This window comes from Micromonospora sp. AB353 (assembly GCF_049538395.1).
GTDB lineage: Bacteria > Actinomycetota > Actinomycetes > Mycobacteriales > Micromonosporaceae > Micromonospora > Micromonospora aurantiaca.
On record NZ_JBMVFV010000007.1, the window covers coordinates 1 to 13,899 of the forward strand.

At 72.5% G+C, this 13,899-nt stretch carries 16 protein-coding genes; 8 read left to right on the forward strand and 8 right to left on the reverse strand.

All coding sequences use genetic code 11. The features are described 5' to 3' along the window. The 6 genes from ACPCK6_RS05480 to ACPCK6_RS05505 form a co-directional block, all read right to left on the reverse strand. A partial coding sequence (locus ACPCK6_RS05480; RefSeq protein WP_423480494.1) for an adenylosuccinate synthetase occupies window positions 1-396 on the reverse strand: 396 nt, incomplete at its 3' end. Beyond that, window positions 393-1,352, reverse strand: coding sequence for a hypothetical protein (locus ACPCK6_RS05485; protein ID WP_423480495.1), 960 nt, complete (start codon window positions 1,350-1,352; stop codon window positions 393-395). The genes ACPCK6_RS05480 and ACPCK6_RS05485, both read right to left, overlap by 4 nt. A gap of 10 nt (window positions 1,353-1,362) precedes the next feature. Beyond that, window positions 1,363-2,346, reverse strand: coding sequence for a BUD32 family EKC/KEOPS complex subunit (locus ACPCK6_RS05490; protein ID WP_423480496.1), 984 nt, complete (start codon window positions 2,344-2,346; stop codon window positions 1,363-1,365). Then, window positions 2,343-3,101 (reverse strand): NUDIX hydrolase, encoded by a 759-nt coding sequence (locus ACPCK6_RS05495; RefSeq protein WP_396883791.1) that lies wholly within the window; start codon window positions 3,099-3,101, stop codon window positions 2,343-2,345. Before ACPCK6_RS05495 ends, ACPCK6_RS05490 begins: the two co-directional genes overlap by 4 nt. 80 nt (window positions 3,102-3,181) lie before the next feature. Then, window positions 3,182-4,234, reverse strand: coding sequence for a MaoC/PaaZ C-terminal domain-containing protein (locus tag ACPCK6_RS05500; RefSeq protein WP_423480560.1), 1,053 nt, complete (start codon window positions 4,232-4,234; stop codon window positions 3,182-3,184). Then, on the reverse strand, window positions 4,234-5,592 hold the full coding sequence (locus ACPCK6_RS05505) for a 3-oxoacyl-ACP reductase (RefSeq protein ID WP_423480497.1): 1,359 nt from the start codon (window positions 5,590-5,592) through the stop codon (window positions 4,234-4,236). Before ACPCK6_RS05505 ends, ACPCK6_RS05500 begins: the two co-directional genes overlap by 1 nt. A 55-nt stretch (window positions 5,593-5,647) precedes the next feature. Between ACPCK6_RS05505 and ACPCK6_RS05510 the strand changes: the two genes are divergently transcribed. From ACPCK6_RS05510 to purB, 6 genes are all read left to right on the forward strand, one after another. After that, window positions 5,648-6,940 carry an acetyl-CoA C-acetyltransferase gene (locus ACPCK6_RS05510; protein WP_423480498.1) on the forward strand — a complete coding sequence of 431 codons (1,293 nt, stop codon included), beginning with the start codon at window positions 5,648-5,650 and terminating at the stop codon, window positions 6,938-6,940. A 103-nt stretch (window positions 6,941-7,043) separates the two neighbouring features. Continuing rightward, the gene (locus ACPCK6_RS05515) at window positions 7,044-7,868 is read left to right on the forward strand and encodes a TNT domain-containing protein (RefSeq protein ID WP_396883794.1); all 825 of its coding nucleotides are present in this window, start codon (window positions 7,044-7,046) and stop codon (window positions 7,866-7,868) included. An 18-nt stretch (window positions 7,869-7,886) separates the two neighbouring features. Beyond that, window positions 7,887-8,147, forward strand: coding sequence for a hypothetical protein (locus tag ACPCK6_RS05520; protein WP_396883853.1), 261 nt, complete (start codon window positions 7,887-7,889; stop codon window positions 8,145-8,147). A gap of 172 nt (window positions 8,148-8,319) precedes the next feature. Further along, window positions 8,320-8,835 (forward strand): SigE family RNA polymerase sigma factor, encoded by a 516-nt coding sequence (locus tag ACPCK6_RS05525; protein ID WP_396883795.1) that lies wholly within the window; start codon window positions 8,320-8,322, stop codon window positions 8,833-8,835. After that, on the forward strand, window positions 8,832-9,578 hold the full coding sequence (locus ACPCK6_RS05530; protein WP_423480499.1) for a hypothetical protein: 747 nt from the start codon (window positions 8,832-8,834) through the stop codon (window positions 9,576-9,578). The genes ACPCK6_RS05525 and ACPCK6_RS05530 overlap by 4 nt, the downstream gene beginning before the upstream one ends. 88 nt (window positions 9,579-9,666) lie before the next feature. Next, complete coding sequence (purB, locus tag ACPCK6_RS05535; protein ID WP_423480500.1) at window positions 9,667-11,091, forward strand: adenylosuccinate lyase; 1,425 nt, start codon at window positions 9,667-9,669, stop codon at window positions 11,089-11,091. Between the two features lie 89 nt (window positions 11,092-11,180). On the opposite strand, the gene ACPCK6_RS05540 is transcribed toward purB, so the two are convergent. Both ACPCK6_RS05540 and ACPCK6_RS05545 read right to left on the reverse strand, forming a co-directional pair. Next, window positions 11,181-11,756 (reverse strand): YbjQ family protein, encoded by a 576-nt coding sequence (locus ACPCK6_RS05540; RefSeq protein WP_396883798.1) that lies wholly within the window; start codon window positions 11,754-11,756, stop codon window positions 11,181-11,183. Between the two features lie 12 nt (window positions 11,757-11,768). Next, window positions 11,769-12,452 carry a S1 family peptidase gene (locus tag ACPCK6_RS05545; RefSeq protein ID WP_013473438.1) on the reverse strand — a complete coding sequence of 228 codons (684 nt, stop codon included), beginning with the start codon at window positions 12,450-12,452 and terminating at the stop codon, window positions 11,769-11,771. Between the two features lie 470 nt (window positions 12,453-12,922). Here ACPCK6_RS05545 and purS point away from each other — a divergent pair, with 470 nt between their 5' ends. Both purS and purQ read left to right on the forward strand, forming a co-directional pair. Continuing rightward, window positions 12,923-13,186, forward strand: coding sequence for a phosphoribosylformylglycinamidine synthase subunit PurS (gene purS / locus ACPCK6_RS05550; protein ID WP_013473439.1), 264 nt, complete (start codon window positions 12,923-12,925; stop codon window positions 13,184-13,186). Then, the gene (gene purQ, locus ACPCK6_RS05555) at window positions 13,183-13,866 is read left to right on the forward strand and encodes a phosphoribosylformylglycinamidine synthase subunit PurQ (protein WP_018785472.1); all 684 of its coding nucleotides are present in this window, start codon (window positions 13,183-13,185) and stop codon (window positions 13,864-13,866) included. The genes purS and purQ overlap by 4 nt, the downstream gene beginning before the upstream one ends. Window positions 13,867-13,899 lie beyond the last annotated feature (33 nt).

Consider the following 13,899-nt stretch of genomic DNA (forward strand, 5'->3'; position numbering starts at 1 on the left):
GGAGCCGTGCCGGTCGGCTCCCCGGGCGATCTCCCGGGCGCGATTCGCGGCCCGGTGGTACGGGGTGGCGAGCAGCGCCTCCCCGTCCACTGTCAGACGGTCGAGCGCGTCTGGCACGCCGACCGACGCGAGGTGGTCGGCCTCGGCGGCCAGCGCCAGCGGGTCCACCACCACGTGCCGCGCCAGGTGTGTCCGTACGCCCGGACGGAACGTCCCGGCACCGAACTGCGCGAACGTGTGGTGCCTCCCGTCGCGCAGGACGACGTTGTGCGCCGCCTGCGCGCCCCCGTTGAACCGGACCACCGTGTGGACCTGCCGGGTGGCGCAGAGCAGGTCCATCACGGTGCCTTTACCGGCGTCGCCGTAGCCGAGGTCGACCACCATCACGTGGTTCACAGCCGGGTGACCCCGCTTCCGCCGTCGGCCGGGCTGAACGGCAGCGTCGCCACCGCGCGCCGGTCGGAGCCGAGCCGGGCCAGCGCCTTCGAGACGGTCCGGGTGGCGGTGGAGCCGGCCCGGTCCAGGTCGCGCAGCCCGGCGTCCAGGTCGATGGCCTGCTCGCCGAGGCCGACGGTGAGCGCGATCGTCTCGCAGACCGCGTCCAGGTCGTCCAGCTCGACCGCGTTCTGCCCGAGCAGGCCGCGCCAGAAGTCCAGCACCTTGCGGTTGCCCGCGTAGTGGCTGCCGGCGGGCAGCAGGTAGTAGGTGTCCCAGCGCGCGGTCACCTCGTCCACGATCTGCCGGACCGGCATGTCCTCGCGCAGGCCGTCGCCGATCAGCCGGCTCACCTCAGCGGTCTTCACCGCCGGGTACGCCAGTTCGTCGCCGATGATGAACAGGTAGCCGCGCCGGCCGCGCTTGTCCCAGCTGTCGGTGGCCGTGTGCCGGGCCATGAAGTAGAGCGCCAGCTCGTACGACTCCATCATCTGGCCGCCACCGCCGCCCTCCAGCACGATCCGGCCGAGGTCGTCGTCCATCCGGTTGTCGGACTCGAACTGCCCGACCTGCAACGGCACCCGGTCGCAGGTGGCGTCGCCGATCGCGCCGAACATGACCTGCGGGTCCGTCGCGTATCCCTGGCGCAGCAGCAGGCCGAGCAGCTGCGGGAGCTTGCTCTGCAGCACCCGGGGCACGTGCCCCATCGAGCCGGTGACGTCGAAGAGCACGGCGATCGGCGTCGACTGCGGGTGCTCGGCGGAGTCGCGGCTCTCCCGCAGCGCGTCGCGCGGGTCGAGCGCCGGGTGCACCTTGCGGGCGCCGCTGTCGCTGTAGGAGAACGCGCTCTTGCCGGTGCGTCGCCGGTAACGGTCGGCGGCGTCGTACACGTCGGTGGACCAGATTCCACTGCCCATGGCAGCCTCCCTACGGGTTGAGGGTGAAGGGTCGGAAGGTGCGCGGTCCGTACAGCCGGTACAGCACCTCGTCCAGTTCGCGCAGCAGCCGCCAGGCGTCGTCGGGCCGGGTGGCGAGCGCGGTGCCCTGGCAGCCGTCGGCGAAGGCGCGCAGCTCGCGCGGCGCGCGGTCGCCCATCAGCCAGGTCATGCAGCGGGCGGCGAGCGCGATGTCGGTGCCCGGCCCGCACTGCCGCTTCGCGGCGACCTCCGGCGGGTACCAATCCTCGTGGCCGGGCACCAGCGCCGGCACGAGCCCGCCGGGCTCGGCCGAGAAGCACCAGTCGACGAGGACCAGGCCGTGCGCGTCCGGCTCGATCAGCACGTGCCGGGGCAGCACCGCGCCGTGCACGACGCCGGCCCGGTGGGCCAGGCCGAGCGCCACGAGCAGCCGCCGCCACATCCAGGCCGCGTCGCGCGGGTCCAGCCCGTCCGGGTACGCGCGGCGCACGTCGTCAAGGCTGCGCAGCCCGGGTACGGTCACCAGCTCGTTCACCTGCCGTTGTACGCCCGTCGACGGGTCGCGCGCCGGGTAGGAGTCGATGAGCCGGGGCACGTACGCGAGGTGCTTGGCGTCGCCGCGCTCGGCGATTCGGCGCAGCGCGCGCGCCTCGCGGGCCATCAGGTCGTTGTCGCCGGGGTGCCGGCACACCTTGGCCAGGTGATAAGAAGGGGCCCCTCCTCTACCGGAGGCGTTAACAGGGGGCCCTTCCTTGCGTTCGTGCAGGGTGGCGACGTCGCCGGTGTACGCGGGGGCGGGGGTGCGCCACCGGGTGGTGACGGTGACCAGCGCTTCGGCGGCGGCGGCGCGTACCCCGGGGTCGGCCGCGCCCAGCCGGTCGGGGTGCAGCGCGCCGACCAGTTCGCGGTAGCGGCGGGCCGGCTCCTGCGTGCCGAACAGGTCGGCGTCGGTACGCGCGGCGGTGACCAGCCGGATCGCCTCCTCGGTCCTCACCGCACCGTCTCCTCCCGGGCGGGGCGCAGCAGCGCCGGGTGCAGCAGCCGGGCGTCTCCGGCGCGGTAGAGCTTGGCCCGGGGGCCGCCGCGTGCGCCGCCGCGTTCGGTGCTGGCGCCGGTGCTCTCCACGAAGCCGGGCACCGAGAGCACCTTGCGGTGGAAGTTGCCGGCGTGCAGCGGGTGGCCCCAGACCGTCTCGTAGACCTCCCGCAGCTCGGTGATCGTGAACTCGGGGGCGAGGAACCGGGTGGCGAGCGGCGTGTACTCCAGCTTGGAGCGGGCGCGCTCCAAGCCGTCGTCGATGATCCGGCCGTGGTCGAAGGCGAGCTGCCGGCTGGTGAGCGCGGTGACCGGCAGCCAGATCGCCTCGTCGGCGTCGGTGTCGGCGACCGGGTCGGGCAGGTCGGGGGCGAACGCCAGGTGCGCGACCGAGACCACCCGCATGCGGGGGTCGCGGTCCGGGGCGCCGTAGCTGCCGAGCTGTTCCAGGTGCACCCGGCGCAGCCGCTCGCCGCCGAGGCCGGTCTCCTCGGCCAGCTCGCGCCGAGCGCCGGCGGTCAGGTCCTCGTCTGGGTGGACGAAGCCGCCGGGCAGCGCCCAGTGCCCCGCGTAGGGCGGCGCGCCGCGGCGGATCAGCAGCAGGTGCAGCGCGCCCTCGCGGATGGTCAGGGCGACCACGTCGACGGTGACCGCGACCGCCGGGTAGTCCCGGGGGTCGTACCCGGCGAGGAAGTCTTGCTCGTTCACGGTCACTCACTCTCTCAGGTTGAGAACAACTCAATCTGAGAACAACTTAGCGCCGAAAAGAGGGGACGGCAAGTCCCCTCTTTCGCTCAGCGCACCGAACCGACCAGATGCGGCCTTCCGTCCCGGGCGCTGTGCAGCGCGAAGTCCCAGCCCGCACCGGTCGCCGAGGCGCTGAACGCCACAGTCGACGGCAGCGGCACCGGCAGCTTGAACGACACGTCCACCGTGTACGCCTCGGGCAGCCGGGGCGCCAGCGCGGCCAGGCAGCGGGCCTTGCTCCACATGCCGTGCGCGATCGGGCGCGGGAAGCCGAACAGCCGCGCGCCCAGCTTCGAGGTGTGGATCGGGTTGTGGTCGCCGGAGACGCGCGCGTAGTCCGTACCGACCCGGGGCGTCACCCGCCACCGTGCCGAGGCGGCCGGCGGCGCCGGGCGGTCACCCCTGTCGCGCCGCGGACCGCCGCCCGCGCTGCGCTCCTTTCCGAGGTACGTGGACACGCCGCGCCACACCTCCTCGCCGCCGATCGACCCGACCAGCACCACGTCGAGCTGGCGGCCCCGCTCGTGCGGGCGCAGGTTCTCCGCGTACGTGTGGAAGTCGACGCTCTCGCCGACCTCGACCGGGCGGTGCACGGTGATCCGGTTGGCCACGTGCACCACGCCGGTGAGCGGGATCGGGAAGCCGGGACTCGTCATCAGCCGCAGCGACAGCGGGAACCCGAGCACGTGCAGGTACGTCGCCGGCAGCCGGTCGGTCAGCCGGAACCCGCACACCCGGTCGTAGTCCGCCAGATGCCGCTGATCCACAGCGACCCCCGAGACGCCCAGTTCGACCGAGGGCACGTCACTCCCGCGCCGCCCCCCGATCCCCGGCACCACTCCCAGCAGCGCCCGCCGATAGAGCGCCCCACTGGCAGGCAGCCCGTCCAGCACGACCCGATCCACCGTGTCACCCCGTCGATCATGAGGTTGGCTGCCTTGTGGATCTCCAGAAGTGCCGTCAACTTCATGATCGTCGGAGGAGGGGCGGGCCTGTGTGCGAGCCAGGGCGGCGGCTCGGGCCGCCGTGAGGTCGCGGGTGGGGCCCTCGATCAGGTCGTGCAGGGTCAGGTCGTCCTCGTCGTGGTCACGGGGTGCCATCACGCCCCCAGCAGGCTCTGGCCGCAGACCCGGACCACGTTGCCGCTCACCGCGCCGCTCGCCGGCCAGGAGAGCCACCCGATCGTCTCGGCCACGTCCACCGGCAGGCCGCCCTGGGCCATGCTGTTCATCCGCCGTCCCGCCTCCCGGATGGTCAGCGGGATGCGCGCGGTCAGCCGCGTCTCGATGAAGCCCGGCGCCACCGCGTTCAGGCTGATTCCGCGCTCGCGCAGCACCGGGGAGAGCGAGTCCACCAGACCGATCACGCCGGCCTTGCTCGTCGCGTAGTTGGTCTGCCCCCGGTTGCCGGCGATCCCGGCGATCGACGAGACCGACACGATCCGGCCACCGGCCGGGATCAGGTCGCGTTCCAGCAGCACGTCGTTGATGCGCTCCTGGCTGGACAGGTTCACGTCGATCACCGAGTCCCACCGGTCGGCGTCCATCCGGCCCAGCGTCTTGTCCCGGGTGATGCCCGCGTTGTGCACCACCACGTCGACCCGGCCGTGCCGGGACGCCAGGTGCTCCGCCAGCCGGGTCGGCGCGTCGGGCGCGGTCAGGTCGAGCTGCACCGCGCTGCCGCCGATCTCGTTCGCGACGGCGGCCAGCTCGTCCCCGGCCGCCGGGATGTCCAGCGCCACCACCTGGGCGCCGTCGCGGGCCAGCACCTTCGCCAGCGCCGCGCCGATGCCCCGCGCCGCGCCGGTCACCAGCACCACCTGCCCGTCGAGCGGCCGGTCCCAGTCGGCCGGGGCGACGGCGGTGCCGGTGCCGACCCGGATCACCTGGCCCGAGACGTACGCGGACCGGCCGGAGAGCAGGAACCGGAGCGTGGACTCCAGACTCACCGGGGTACCGGCGTCACCCTCGCGCGTGACATAGACCAGCTGGGCGGTCACGCCCCGGCCGAACTCCTTGCCGATGCTGCGGGTCAGGCCCTCCAGCGCACGCTGGGCGGTAGCCTCCCGGGGAGAGCCGCACTCGGCCGGCGGGGTGCCCAGCACGATCACCCGGCCGCTGGGCAGCAGCGTGCGGGCCTGCGGGTGGAAGAAGTCGTAGAGCTGGCGCAGCCCGGCGGAGTCGGTGATGCCGCTGGCGTCGTACACCAGGGCCGCGAAGCGGCGGTCGGCGTCGTGGGCGGCGACCGGGTCGGCCAGCTCGACCCCGGCGGCGGTCAGGATCTTGCCGGCCGGCTCGGCGATCCGGCCGCCGGCCGAGGAGCCGAGCAGGACCGGCCCGGGAACGAGCCGGTCACCCGGCGTGTGCCGGCGCAGTCGGGGCGGGTCGGGCAGCCCGAGGCGCTTGACCAGCGCGCGACCGGCCCCCGTCTGGACGAAGCTCGCGTACCTGTCGGTCATAGGCGTAGCCTACTGGCGAGTAGGGTTCGGGCAACAGTTTCGAGGGAGGCCGATCGTGCAGAGTGTCCGGCGGGTCGCGGTCATCGGGGGCAACCGCATCCCCTTCGCCCGGTCCAACTCGCGCTACGCGCACGCGTCGAACGCGGACATGCTCGGTGCGGCGCTCGACGGGCTGGTCGCCCGGTTCGGGCTGGCCGGCGAGCGGGTCGGCGAGGTCGTGGCCGGCGCGGTGCTCAAGCACTCCCGCGACTTCAACCTCACCCGTGAGGTGGTGCTCGGCTCCCGGCTCGACCCGCACACCCCCGCGTACGACATCCAGCAGGCCTGCGGCACCGGGCTGGAAGCGGCCATCCTGGTCGCCAACAAGATCGCTCTCGGGCAGATCGAGGTCGGTATCGCCGGTGGCGTCGACACCACCTCGGACGCGCCGCTCGCCGTCAACGAGGACATGCGGCGCACCCTGCTCCAGCTCAACTCGGCCCGTACGCTCGGCGAACGGCTCAAGATCGCGGCGAAGCTGCGCCCGCACCAGCCGTTCAAGCCGGAGATCCCGCGCAACGCCGAGCCGCGTACCGGACTGTCCATGGGGGAGCACGCGGCCCGCACCGCGCTGCGCTGGAACGTCGACCGGACCGCCCAGGACGAACTCGCGCTGCGCTCGCACCAGCGGCTCGCCGCCGCGTACGACAAGGGGTTCTTCGACGACCTGATGACCCCCTACCTGGGGCTGACCCGCGACCAGAACCTGCGGCCGGACACCAGCCTGGAGAAGCTCGGCTCGCTCAAGCCGGTCTTCGGCGCCTCCGGCGCGGACGCCGAGCGGGCCACCATGACCGCCGGCAACTCCTCGCCGCTCACCGACGGCGCGTCGACGGTGCTGCTCGCGTCCGAGGAGTGGGCCACGGCGCACAACCTGCCGGTGCTGGCCTGGTTCTCCTGGTCCGAGACCGCCGCCGTCGACTTCGTGCACGGTGACGAGGGCCTGCTGATGGCTCCCACGTACGCGGTGCCCCGGATGCTGGCCCGGGCCGGGCTGAGCCTCCAGGACTTCGACTTCTACGAGATCCACGAGGCGTTCGCCTCCCAGGTGCTGGCGACGCTGGCGGCCTGGGAGTCGCCGGAGTTCTGCAAGGAGCGCCTCGGCCTCGACGCCCCGCTCGGCTCGATCGACAGGGAGAAGCTGAACGTCAACGGCTCGTCGCTGGCGGCCGGGCACCCCTTCGCCGCCACCGGCGGCCGGATCGTCGCCACGCTCGCCAAGCTGCTGGATCAGAAGGGGAGCGGGCGCGGCCTGATCTCCATCTGCGCGGCAGGCGGGCAGGGCGTGACAGCGATCCTGGAGCGCTGAGCCGGGCGATCGCCCCTCGGGGTGATGAAAGGGATGAAACCTCACATTAGCCGTGAAGGCCTCTCACGATAGGGACACCTGCGTCCTTATCGGGAGGTCCAACGTGAAAACCCGCCGCTGGCTACTGGCCGCCCTCTCCGGCGCGGCCCTGACCCTGGTGCCCGGGCCGGCCTCGTCGGCCCTCGCCCCGGTCGCCGCCCATGCCCAGGGCGTGACGGTGACCGACGAACGGACGGCCGGCGCCGTGCCGGCCGTCCCGCAACCCGGGCCGGTCACTCGGAGCCTCTGCACGCCCGGAGTGCCCCCGACCGCGCCACAGACCACCCAGTTCTACGACGGCAACCGCCTGCTCGGCCCGCTCAGCCTGCCCACCGCATCGCCGGTCGGCCCGCTGCTCGCCGGCTACCAACGGCTCGGCGCGCAGACCGAGAGCGAATGGCTGAAGAACTACACCAGCGGCCCGAACACCCTGATCTTCCCGCCCGAGGACGGCTTCGTGCTGGACCCGCACGGCGCGCCCGTCAAGACCCGGCAGACCCTGCTGCCCGGCTACCGGCTCGACCGCTTCGGCAACCCCACCGGTGCGTTCCTCGCGCCGCTGGGCACCCCGTTCAGCTCGCGCTCGCTGGCGCCGCAGAGCCTGAACACGCCGCCGACGCCGCCGGCCACCACACCGCTCGCACCGCTGGCCAACTACCACACCTACTGCGTGCTGAAGCCGTTCGAGGTGGACTCCGGCCCGATCGCGCCGTGGTTCGCCCAGCCCGGCATGGGTACGCAGTTCGAGCTCAACCAGGGGTACTTCCCGCAGGCCCAGGATCCGATCACCGTGCAGTGGCTGATCGACCACGGCTTCCTCGTGGAGGAGTATCTGGACGGCACCTGCGCCGACCCGACGGGTTGGGCGCAGCCGTCCCAGTTCTGCTGAACCGATCGGAGGTCGGGCGTGGACCGGTACGAGTTGCGGGACGCGCTGCTCGCGGCGGGGGTGTCACCGGACGCCTTCCAGCTGGCGGACGCGCACGAGCAGCAACCGGTCCCGCCCGACTTCTGGTTCCTGCGCCCCGGCGACGAGGGCTGGGAGATCGGCCCCTACGAGCGGGGGCGGTACAAGCTGTGGCGGCGCTGTCCGACCGAGGCGGAGGCCGTCGACGCGCTCCACCGGATCCTCGTCGGACGTCCCGCGGGGGGAGCAGGCGCGGCCTGATCTCCATCCGCGTGAGGCGCCGGGCGCGGCTGTCCCGCCTGACATGTCGGTACGGCTCGACGCGATCGGGAGGGGGCGGAGTGCGGGTGGGAAAGTCGGCGGCCGTCGGCGGCAACCCGTCCGGTGCTCCGTTCCGTCCCCTGGGCATGAGGCGAACGAGGAGCGGCACCCCGTGACCGGGCGTGACGAGGAGTTCCGCGACTACGTGAGCGCCCGGCTGGAGCCGCTGCGCCGCACGGCGTACCTGCTCTGCCGGGACTGGCACACGGCGGACGACCTGGTGTCGATCACGCTGGGCAAGCTCTACCGCAACTGGCGGCGGGCGCTCGGCGCGAACAACATCGACGCGTACGTCCGGGGGATGCTGACCAACGCGTGGCTGGACGAGCGGCGCCGCCCGTGGCGGCGGGAGCACAGCACCGACGAGGTGCCGGAACGGGCGGACCTGGCGGCCGGGGAGCCGTCGGTCGGTGAGCGGGAGATGCTGCTGGACCTGCTGGGCGGGCTCGCGCCGCGGCGTCGGGCGGTGGTGGTGCTCCGGTTCTACTGCGACCTGTCCGTCGAGGAGACCGCGCAGGTCCTGGGCGTCAGCACCGGCACCGTGAAGAGCCAGTCCGCCCGCGCGCTGGAGACGTTGCGGCTGCTCGCCTCGCACCATTCGGCAGTGGAGAGCGGGAGGCGGCGATGACATACCGGCAGATCTTCGACGCGGCGATCGGCGACGCGCCGCCGACGACGGTGGACGTGGACGCCCTGGTGGCGCGGGAGGGCCGTCGCCGGCGGCGACGCCTGAGCGTGTACGCCTCGGCGACAGCGGTGCTGGCACTGGCGCTCGGCGTCGGCGTGGTCGTGCAGCCGGGGGCGTCCGGCGGCCCGGCGCCCGCTCCCCCGGCTGCGTCGGCCACCGCCACCCGGTCCGAGCCGGAGCGCCTGCGGGCGGCGATGCTCGCCGCGTTGCACCGGGAGGCACCGGATCTGCGGTGGGTGCAGGGCGGGTCGACCGCCGACCGCAAGACCTGGGACGGCCCGGTCACCGACGAGCCGCCGTGGACGGTGAAGCCGTTCCAGTGGGAGTCCATGACCGGCTGGTTCGCGCTGGGTGTCGCCGCTCGGGGCGAGGTGCGGTCGTACCTGAACATCAACGTGGGCAGGATGCGCCCCGGCCACACGAGCCCGGGTGACTGCACTCCCGGCCAGGTCACGTGCCGGTCCTTCACCGGCCCCGCGGGTGAGCTGGTGGTGGCCAACGACGCGGAGGGCAGGCGTCTGGTCGGGTCGGTGACCCAACGGACGGTCATGCGTAGCGTGACCGTCGAACGGGCCGACGGCACCAACGTGTCGGTGCAGACAATCTCGTCCACCGACCGGCATCTGATGACGGTCGAGGAGATGGCCGCGGTCGCGCTGGACCCGGAGATCCGGCTGGGCTGACGGTGTGTCCCGGTCCGGCCCGCCCACCGGCCGGACCGGGTACCGGCGTCGCCGGGCCCCGCCCGGGCCTCATGAAAGACTGAGGTACGTGACGACGATCCCGAACGTGCTCGCCAACCGGTACGCCTCGCCCGAACTGGTCGCCCTCTGGTCGCCGGAGGAGAAGGTCCGGATGGAGCGCCGGCTCTGGCTGGCGGTGCTCAAGGCCCAGCGTGATCTCGGCGTGCCGGTGCCCGACGGGGTGGTCGAGGCGTACGAGCGGGTGGTCGACCAGGTCGACCTGGCCTCGATCGCGGCGCGGGAGCGGGTCACCCGGCACGACGTGAAGGCCCGGATCGAGGAGTTCAGCGCGCTCGCCGGGCACGAGCACGTGCACAAGGGGATGACGTCCCGCGACCTCACCGAGAACGTCGAGCAGCTCCAGATCCGGGCCTCGCTGGAGCTGATCCGGGACCGGGTGGTCGCCACGCTGGCCCGGCTGGGATGGCACGCGGGCGAGTACTCGGCGCTGGTGATGACCGGCCGGTCACACAACGTCGCGGCGCAGGCCACCACGCTGGGCAAGCGCTTCGCGTCGGCGGCGGAGGAACTGCTGATCGCGTACGAGCGGCTGGAGGACCTGATCGGCCGTTACCCGCTGCGCGGGATCAAGGGGCCGGTGGGGACGGCAGCCGACCAGCTCGACCTGTTCGACGGCGACGCCGGCAAGGTGGCCGAGCTGGAGCAGCGGGTGGCCGGGCACCTGGGTTTCCGTCGGGTGCTGGACAGCGTGGGCCAGGTCTACCCGCGCTCGCTGGACTTCGACGTGCTCGCCGCGCTGGCCCAGGTGGCCGCCGCGCCGTCGTCGCTGGCCACCACGATCCGGCTCATGGTGGGCCAGGAGCTGGTCACCGAGGGCTTCAAGCCGGGCCAGGTCGGTTCCAGCGCGATGCCGCACAAGATGAACACGCGCTCGTCGGAGCGGGTGAACGGCTTCGCGGTGATCATCCGGGGTTACCTGTCGATGGTCGGCGAGCTGGCCGGTGACCAGTGGAACGAGGGTGACGTCTCCTGCTCGGTGGTGCGCCGGGTCGCGCTGCCCGACGCGTTCTTCGCCGCCGACGGGCTGTTCCAGACGTTCCTCACCGTGCTGGACGAGTTCGGCCCGTACCCGGCGGTGATCAACCGGGAGCTGGAGCGTTTCCTGCCGTTCCTCGCCACCACGAAGATCCTCGTGGCTGCCGTACGCCGAGGTGTCGGCCGGGAGGTCGCGCACGAGGTGATCAAGGAGCACGCGGTCGCCGTGGCGCTGGCGATGCGGGAGAAGGGCGCGGCCGAGAACGACCTGTTCGACCGCCTGGCCGCCGACGGCCGGCTGGGCCTGACCCGGGCCGAGATCGACACGCTGGTCGCCGACCGCAATGCGTTCGTGGGCGCCGCCACCGACCAGGTCACTCGGGTGACCGCCAGAATCACCAGGGTCGTCGAGTCCCACCCCGAGGCGGCGGCCTACTCCCCGCCCCCCATCCTCTGACCTCTTCTTCCGGTCGATCATGAAGTTGGCGGCACTCAAGGAGATCATCCCTGGCGTCAACTTCATGATCGACCCGGTGAACGGGCCGGTCAGGGGCCGGTGGGGGTTTCGGCCGCCGAACTCAGGTTGGGGGCGGACGCGGGTTCGGCGATGCCGCCGGGAGCGGAGGCGATCTCCGGGTCGTGGGCGGTCTCGGCCGCGATCGCCGGCTGGTCCGGCGGCATGACGTCAGGCATCTTCGGCGCGACGATCACCGCGGTGCCGTACGCGCAGATCTCCATCCACATCTCGCCGCAGTCCCGGCTGTCGAAGCGCATGCCGATCACCGCGTTCGCGCCCAGGCGGCGCGCCTCCTCGCCGAGGCGGGCCACCGAGTCGGTACGCCACCGGGTCAGGTTGTCCGGCGCCATCGGGTCGTAGGCGCCACCACGCAGGTTCTTGACCCCCTCGCGGTACGGGTTCCGGGTCCTCGCCATCGAGGAGACCACTTCGCCGAGGATCTGGCGGATCTCGTAGCCGGGCAGTTGATCCGTCGTCACGACCAGCACACTTCCGATGCTGTCAGCCCCCGGCCGGGTGGTTCGCGAGCCGTGTTCAGCTGATCGGATGCTGAAAAACGGCGCGGCGCGGACGGTCGGGCCGCACCCGACCGATCCGCGCCGCATCGGCATCAACCGTCAGACACCGGCCGTCGAGGTGATCCAGGCCCGGTTGTACGCAACACTGCCGTAGTTCTGGATGCTCTGGCCGTCGGCGGTGGAGGCGACGCCGACCTGCCGGCCGTTGTAGAACTGCGGGCCGCCCGAGTCGCCCCGCCACGCGTTGCCGTTGACCCGGGTGCTCCGGATCGCCTGGCCGCCGTACGCGTCGGTGACGCTGGTGCTGGTCACCCGTACGCTCGCGGTCTTGAGCTGGGGCGACGCGCCGCAACCGCTGTAGCAGGTCATGCCCCAGCCGTAGATCGTGTTCGTCGAGCCGACCGGCGGGTTGCTGCTGGCGAGCGAGACGGCGGAGGTGCTGACCGTGCTGGACAGGCGGAGCAGGGCCAGGTCGTAGCGGGTGTAGGAGGCGCTCACGGTGCGGGTGACGCCGCCCGAGGCGTAGTAGACGCTGCCGACCCGGACGGACATGGTGCCGCTGACGCAGTGCCGGGCGGTGAGCACCCACTGGGGCGCGATCACGCTGCCGGAGCAGGTGAACGAGCCGTTGCTGAAGACGGCGGCGGCCCACGGCGCGGACGAGACGGTGCCGCCGCCGATGATCGGCTGGGGGCCGGCCGGCGCGGCGGTGGCGCCGGAGGCGGTGGCCAGGACGCCGGCCAGCGCGGTGGTCAGCACGGCGAGCAGGGGACGGAGGCGCATGTCGGGGCTCCTTCTGCGCGGACGCCCGGGGTTGCCGGGCAGGGGGTGACACCCGCCGGGTGGGGTGGGCCGGCGAGGGACATCGATCTCACTCATCGACATCTGACGATGCATGCTACGGCCGCGACGCCCTCTGTCACAAGGTGCGGATCGAATCGCGCCGATGGCGTGACGCGCGCCGCGTGCCGCGCGGGGGTGCTGTCGGATACCGGTCCAAGGTGGGGTGTTTCGCGGCAGAATGCCTGCTGGGAGGCGTTGTCGAAGGGCTCCGGCGAGCACACAGCGCAACGAATTCGCATCGACGCCGCAACGAACGGGCAACGGTGCCCGTCCGGTGCCGCCGACGGGGCCGATCAGTGCCGGAACTGCCCCCGGCCGGTGCGGGCCGGGCGGTATCTGCCAGGTAGGCTGGCTGCGCTCGCCCGATTGTTGGGCCGGCACCCAACTGCGTACACAGTCAGGAGTGCCCAGTGCCTCGCGTCGTCGTCGACGTCATGCTCAAGCCCGAGATCCTCGATCCGCAGGGCCAGGCCGTCGCAAACGCGCTGCCCCGCCTCGGCGTCAGTGACGTCGCCTCGGTTCGGATCGGCAGGCGGATCGAGATCGAGTTCACCGGCGAACCGGACCTGGACCGGGCCCGGGAGATCGCCGACAAGCTGCTGGCCAACCCGGTCATCGAGGACTTCACCGTCCGCGTGGTCACCGCCGACGAGACCGCGGGCGCGCAGTCGTGACCGCCCGGGTCGGTGTGGTCACCTTCCCCGGCTCGCTCGACGACGGGGACGCGGCCCGGGCCGTACGGATCGCCGGCGCCGAGGCGGTCCGGCTCTGGCACGGCGACCCGGACCTGCACGGGGTGGACGCCGTCGTCCTGCCCGGCGGCTTCTCCTACGGCGACTACCTGCGCTGCGGCGCCATCGCCCGGTTCGCACCGGTGATGGAGACGATCGTCCAGGCCGCGCGCGGTGGCCTGCCGGTGCTCGGCATCTGCAACGGCTTCCAGATCCTCTGCGAGGCCCATCTGTTGCCCGGGGCGCTCACCCGCAACCAGCACCTGCACTTCCGCAACCGGGACCAGGTCCTGCGGATCGAGAGCACCGGCACCGCCTGGACGAACGCGTTCCAGCCGGGCCAGGAGGTGCTCATCCCGGTCAAGAACGGCGAGGGCTGCTACGTCGCCGACCCCGCGACGCTCGACCGGCTGGAGGGCGAGGGCCGCGTCGTCGCCCGCTACGTCGGCGGCAACCCCAACGGATCGCAGCGCGACATCGCCGCGATCACCAACGAGGCCGGCAACGTCGTCGGCATCATGCCGCACCCCGAACACGCGGTGGAGGCGCTCACCGGCCCCTCCCTGGACGGCCTCGGCTTCTTCACCTCGGTGCTCAAGCACCTGGTGGGAGCGCCGGCGTGATGGTGGCCGGGAACATCGGTCGGCTCACCTGCC